A 5,819-nucleotide genomic window follows, 5' to 3' on the forward strand; every position below is an offset into this window, starting at 1 on the left:
GGGTGGTATGAGGGCGCTTCAGCAGTAGTAAAGGCTCACATGAGACATTTTCATGTATGGGATGAAATCACGAAAACGGGAGCAACATCACATCCGGTCACCGCTGTTACTCCTGTCGGTTGGGTCAACCACCGCTCTTCGGTTATTCAATGGCCCACTGTTGAAACAGTCTGCGCTGGGGTTTGAGGCCGCCAGCTTGTGCGGGCCAGGGGAGCCAGCGGTCGGGCACCATAAAGCCGGGCAGGGTGGCGCGGATCCAGGTTGCCAGCTCGGGGTAGGGGACCGGCTCACCATGCCAGTCGATAAAGGCGGCGGGGCGCTGGCCCCACTCGTCGCTTGGCACCGGCACTACCAGTGCCTGGGCGATGGCCGGGTGATCCACCAGCCGCTGCTCTATGGTCTCTGGCTGGATGTTTTCTCCCCCCGAGATGAAGAGGTTGTCGAGTCGCCCCTCTACCACCAGTTCGCCACTCTCGGTGACGTGCCCCTTGTCGCGGGTATGAAACCAGCCATCCCCATCAAGCGGCAGATCGAGAGTTCCATCGCGGTAGTAACCGGCAAACAGGGTGGCACCGCGCACGCAGATTTCATGTTCTCTGATGCACACTTCCCGTCCCGGTAGCGGGTGCCCGACCACACCGGCATTGCCGGGGATGGTGGTGCAAACCTGACTGCCCATCTCGGAGAGGCCATAACTCACCTTGGGCTCGAGCCCCATGGCGCAGAGACGGCTCATCAGCGGCTGCGGGATGGCAGCACCGCCGAGCAGCAGCTCGCGCAGGCGAGTGCGGGCGGGGTCAAAGCCCTCTGCCAGCAGGCGCCAGAGCTGGGTCGGCACCAGCGAGAGGTGAGTGATGGGTTGCTGTTCAAGCCGCGCCTTGAGCGGCTGAGTGCGATCGTCCAGCACCAGAGTGGCGCCCGCCAGAAAGACCCGAAACAGGATGGCGTAACCGCCGACATGGAACAGCGGCAGCGAGAGCAGCCAGCCACACGCCTGATCGAGGGGGATAAGGGCGGTTGAACCACGAGCCGAAGCCAGATGGTTGGCCAGCCGGTGTACCACAGCCTTCGGCGTACCGCTGGAGCCCGAGGTGAGGATCATGTTGTTGAGCCGGGCTGGCACCAGCATGCAGTCGCTTTCGTCTGCTGCCTGCTCATGGACGAAGTCGAGGCGCAAGGACTGCCAGCTGCCCGCCGGGATCTCGCCAGCCGACCAGAAGGCAGTGGCATCGAGCAGGGTTGCCAGCTCGGCCTGCCGCGCTGGCGGAAAGGCGGGGTTGAGCGGGCAGAAGATGATGCCGCTGCGCACGCAGGCCCACGCCAGCAGCACATCCTGCTGCGCGCCGCGCACTACGGCGGCAAGGTGATCGCCGCGCTGGAGGCCAGCTTGTGCCAACTGCTGGCAGAGGCTGTTGATGCGGCGATCGAGTTGGCGATAGCTGAGCGGGGTTGGGCCATAAATGGCGATATGGTTTGGCGTGAGCCCCGCCCAGTGGCGTACCGGGCAGGGTTCCTTGGTGTGGGCGGGCTCAATCACGGAGAAACAGCTGGGTCAGTTGGCTCACGTCGGGCTTGCCATCGCTATCGAGCAGATCCCCCGCCATCCAGCGGCGGGTATCGAGACCGGGAGCCTGCTCCGGCGCCCACTCACCTGCCAGACGGGATAGCTGATTCAGGCCGAGACCCGACTCGAAGCAGGAGGAGATGATCACCTTGAGTCGCAGCTCGCGGGCGCGGTTGACCAGCGCTTTGATATTGGCGAGCGAGCCGAGCAGGGTGGGTTTGAGCACCAGCGCCTTCAGCTGCGGGATGGGCTCCCACGGCTTGTCCTGCGCCAAGAGTTCGTCCAGCGCTACCGGCATGCCGGTGCGGTTGGCAACGAAGGCGATATCGGCGAAGTCGGCGCAGGGATCTTCCAGATACTCGATGCGGTTCGGGTCGAGATGGCCGCAGAAGGTCCAGGCCTCCTCGCGGGTCCAGCCCTGGTTGGCATCCAGCACCAGTTTGAGGGAGGGCACCCGATCGCACAGCAGGCGGATCAGCGCCAGCTCGTCACGCATCGGATAGCGGGCCACCTTCAGCTTGGCCTTGCTGGGCGTGCTGTGGAGCCACTCTTTCCAGTTTTTCAGCAGCTCTTGCGGCGAGCCCTGAATAAGGGGGTAAGGGGCGGGCAGCGGGTTGCTCTGCTCCGGCCATTTGCGGCGTGCGCAGTCGAGGCCAAATTGCACCGACGGCAGCACGGGATTCGGGGTATCTCCGGCGGCCAGGGCCGCCAGAGCGGCGAGCGCTTCCTGCTCCGCCTGTTGCAGGCTCTCTTGCGAGAAGCCGGGCAGGGGGGCGATCTCCCCCCAGCCGTCGTTGATGCGCACCAACAGCCCCTCTCGCGCCACCTCCACCTTGCCGTGAAAGGTCAGTGGCTGGGTAAAAGGCAGTTGATAGCGATAGAGGGCTAGTGTCATCAGGGGTTCCGCTTGTATTTGGAGAAGTCGGGACGGCGTTTTTCGTTGAACGCGTTGCGCCCTTCCTGACCCTCTTCGGTCATGTAGAACAGCATGGTGGCATTGCCAGCCAGCTCCTGCAACCCTGCCTGACCGTCACAGTCGGCATTGAGGGCCGCCTTCAGGCAGCGCAGCGCCATCGGGCTGTTTTGCAGCATCTCGCGGCACCAGCGCACGGTTTCACGCTCCAGATCCGCCAGCGGCACGACGGTATTGACCAGACCCATGTCGAGGGCTTGCTGGGCATCGTACATGCGGCAGAGGAACCAGATCTCGCGGGCTTTCTTCTGGCCGACGATGCGGGCCATGTAGGAGGCGCCCCAGCCGCCGTCGAAGGAGCCTACTTTCGGGCCGGTTTGGCCAAACTGGGCGTTGTCGGCGGCGATGGTCAGGTCACACATCATGTGCAGCACGTGGCCGCCACCGACCGCATAGCCGGCCACCATGGCCACCACCGGTTTCGGGCAGGTGCGGATATCGCGCTGGAAGTCGAGCACGTTGAGGTGATGAGTCCCCTCGTCATCGCGATAGCCACCGTAGTCGCCGCGGATCTTCTGGTCGCCGCCGGCGCAGAAGGCCTTCTCGCCGAAGCCGGTCAGGATGATGGTGCCGACCTGATCGTCATAACGGGCGTCGGCCAGCGCCTGCAGCATCTCTTTGACGGTACGCGGACGGAAGGCGTTGCGTACCTGGGGGCGGTTGATAGTGATCTTGGCAATGCCATCGCCGGACTTGTGATAGAGGATGTCCTCGTAACCGGCGGAGCAATCACGCCACTCGACAGGTGCGTAGAGTTCCGCTTCAGTCATTGCTTCAATCATGACTCTTCTCTTCTTGTTGTTGGTTGACCCACTCCGCAAGGAGTCGGGCAAAAGCCTCGGGCTGGTGGGCATGCAGGTTGTGGCCGCCATCCAGCTCCAAGTGGTTGATTTTGCGATGCTGACTCGCCATGAGGCAAGCCAGCTGATGGAATTTGTGATCCCGCTTGCCGCTGACATAAGTGACTGGCAAGGCGCCTTGCGCCAGCCAGAAAGCGAGATCCGGCTGCTTGCCAAGGGAGGTGGCGCGCAGCATGGCGGCTACGGCCTTGCCGTCGTTGCCAAGGCGGCGAGCGATCTGGCGAGCACGGGTTGCCTCGTCAAAATCGGCAAAAACGCCCTGCCGATACCAGTCTGCCAGCACGTCAGCCAAGGGCTCGCGCTCGAAGCGCTCTGCCCAGCCTTCATCGTGGGCGATGCGGGCGGCCCGCTCATCGGCTGGCAGCCCCGGGTGGCAGTTCTCCAGCAGCAGTCCCAACAGCCCCGCCGGCTCACAGCTGGCGTGGTAGAGGGCCAGTCGCCCGCCCAGCGAGTAGCCGACCAGCAGGTAGCGCTCGATACCGCGACTGGCGAGCTCGCGGCACAGCCACTGGTGACTCTGTTCGAAGTCGTTGACCCGCAGCCCGCTATGCAGGCCGTGACCCGGCAGGTCGAGGGCAATGCAGTGGTGGCCGGGCAGGCGGTCGATGACCGGTTGCCAGTCGCTGCTATCGCCGAGCAGGCCGTGCAGCAGTACCAGCGGTGTGTCGTTACAGCTCACGGATGGTCGCTCCCAGCGCCTTGAGATCATCGGCCACCTGCTCGCTCGGTACCCTGATCTCGATCAGGGTTACGCCACCCTGGAGGGCTAAACCGTACTCCTGCTCGAACCCGGTCAGGGTCGTCGGCGCGCGATAGGTGAGGCCAAACATGGCGGCGGCATGTTCAAAGCCAAGGCCGTGGGGCAGCCGGTAGTAGCTCTCCAGCAGCTCTCCTTCGGTGGGCACCGGCAACATACGAAAGATGCTGCCGCCATCGTTGTTGAGCAGGATCACCACCAGCGGCTGGCTCGCCTTGCTGAGCAGGGCCAAGCTGTTGAGATCGTGCAGGGCGCTCAGATCGCCGATCAGCAGGGTGGTAGGCTGGTTGCTGCTTTGCGCGAATCCGTAAGCGGTGGCGATGAGGCCATCGATGCCGGAGGCGCCGCGGTTGGTCATCACCCGGCTCGGCCCCTTGCCTGTTTCGCCGAGCATGTCCATCAACCGGGCTGGCATGCTGTTGCCGACAAAGAGCTGCCCCTCGATAAGGCTATTGAGGCGATGACAGATCCCGAGTTCGGAGAAGCGATCGCAGGCGGCGGCTATCGCCTGACCGACCGGTTGCAGCAGCGCGGGCAGCCGATGCCAGGGAGCCTCGCTGGACGTGATCGGATGGGCAGAGGCAAAGGCGCCGGCACTGCAGAGCAGGCGGTTGCGCAGCCGGTAGTCGGGGTCGAGCCGCGCCGGCTGCGGATCCACCAGCCAGTAGTCGTGCCACGCCTGCTGCTTGATGAACTGGCCAAGCCGCTTGGAGACCAGTCGGGCGCCAAATTGCAGCAGCACTTCGGCGCAGCCCAGCTCGGCGGCCACTGCACCATTGTTGAGGGCGAGATCCAGTTCGATCAGATTGCGGCGATCGAAGCGTAGCTGGCTCTGGATATCGGCCAGCAGCGGCCAGCCAAGTCGCTCCGCCAGCTCGGCGGCTGCCTCTGCTTGCTGCGGGTCGGTAATGCGACCGGCAACAACGATGCCGCGTTTTTGCCGAAAGCTTTCCCACTCCGCCTGAAGGGGGCAGGTCGGTTCGCTCTGCTGCCACGGGCTCCAGGGCTTGTGCGAGCTGAGCCAGTTGCCGAGGGGGGCCAGATAGTCGGAGAAATCCTGATAGTGCTCGCCCGGGTAGAGAGGCTCGGGGTACATGCAGTTGAAGTGCACCACCCCGGGGGTGAGTGCCTGTCTGGCCAGCGCCTGATCCACCGAGCTCAGCACGAAAGCGGCCGGAATGGTCGGGGTGGGGCTTGGCAGGTTCTGCTGATAGACGGGGTAGCGGCCGAAGATCCCCTGCTGGTCGATCGCCTGATTGGCGCCGTTGTCGATGAGCTCGGGCGGCCTGTCGGCAGAGAGAATGATGAGCGGCACGCCGGTGAGCTGGGCTTCGGCCACCGCGGGCCAGAGGTTGGCCACCGCGGTGCCCGAGGTCATGATCACCGCCACCGGACGATTGCTCCCCTTGGCCAGACCCAGCGCCATAAAGCCGAGGCCGCGTTCGTCAAAGTGCAGGTGGCGGCGAAAGCCCTGATGTGCCGCAGCCGCCATGGTTAGCGGCGCGGAGCGGGAGCCGGGAGCCAGCACCAGATCGCGCACGCCGAGACGAAAGAGCTCCTCCAGCAACAGGGAGGACCAGACATGGTTGAAGGTGGCGTGCTGATTTGAAAACGGGCGGCAGGCAAACACTTCGCTGGCTGGCTCTTTACGGGTGGGCATAGGGG

At 64.3% G+C, this 5,819-nt stretch carries 5 protein-coding genes; all 5 read right to left on the bottom strand.

Annotated features, from left to right (window positions below; genetic code table 11):
* Positions 1-142: 142 nt before the first annotated feature.
* Genes AACS24_RS04670 through menD form a run of 5 tightly spaced genes read right to left on the bottom strand, consistent with a single transcriptional unit; the run spans position 143 to position 5,814 of the window.
* Positions 143-1,537 (bottom strand): AMP-binding protein, encoded by a 1,395-nt coding sequence (locus AACS24_RS04670; RefSeq protein ID WP_108570531.1) that lies wholly within the window; start codon positions 1,535-1,537, stop codon positions 143-145.
* The gene (gene menC, locus AACS24_RS04675) at positions 1,530-2,459 is read right to left on the bottom strand and encodes an o-succinylbenzoate synthase (protein WP_108570532.1); all 930 of its coding nucleotides are present in this window, start codon (positions 2,457-2,459) and stop codon (positions 1,530-1,532) included. Before menC ends, AACS24_RS04670 begins: the two co-directional genes overlap by 8 nt.
* On the bottom strand, positions 2,459-3,319 hold the full coding sequence (gene menB / locus AACS24_RS04680) for a 1,4-dihydroxy-2-naphthoyl-CoA synthase (protein WP_033115571.1): 861 nt from the start codon (positions 3,317-3,319) through the stop codon (positions 2,459-2,461). Before menB ends, menC begins: the two co-directional genes overlap by 1 nt.
* Positions 3,312-4,106: a 2-succinyl-6-hydroxy-2,4-cyclohexadiene-1-carboxylate synthase gene (gene menH, locus AACS24_RS04685; RefSeq protein WP_108570533.1), complete on the bottom strand. Its 795-nt coding sequence runs from the start codon at positions 4,104-4,106 to the stop codon at positions 3,312-3,314. The genes menB and menH overlap by 8 nt, the downstream gene beginning before the upstream one ends.
* Complete coding sequence (gene menD, locus AACS24_RS04690; protein ID WP_181364142.1) at positions 4,066-5,814, bottom strand: 2-succinyl-5-enolpyruvyl-6-hydroxy-3-cyclohexene-1-carboxylic-acid synthase; 1,749 nt, start codon at positions 5,812-5,814, stop codon at positions 4,066-4,068. The genes menH and menD overlap by 41 nt, the downstream gene beginning before the upstream one ends.
* Positions 5,815-5,819: the final 5 nt, after the last annotated feature.

Origin of the sequence: Aeromonas sp. HMWF016 (genome assembly GCF_963878195.1) — a bacterium.
Taxonomy (GTDB): Bacteria; Pseudomonadota; Gammaproteobacteria; order Enterobacterales; family Aeromonadaceae; genus Aeromonas; species Aeromonas lacus.

Bases quoted from the DNA above. Each gene is read 5' to 3' on its own strand.
- menC (WP_108570532.1), bottom strand. From the start codon at position 2,459: ATGACACTAGCCCTCTATCGCTATCAACTGCCTTTTACCCAGCCACTG.
- menB (WP_033115571.1), bottom strand. From the start codon at position 3,319: ATGATTGAAGCAATGACTGAAGCGGAACTCTACGCACCTGTCGAGTGG.
- menH (WP_108570533.1), bottom strand. From the start codon at position 4,106: ATGATCTCAAGGCGCTGGGAGCGACCATCCGTGAGCTGTAACGACACA.
- menD (WP_181364142.1), bottom strand. From the start codon at position 5,814: ATGCCCACCCGTAAAGAGCCAGCCAGCGAAGTGTTTGCCTGCCGCCCG.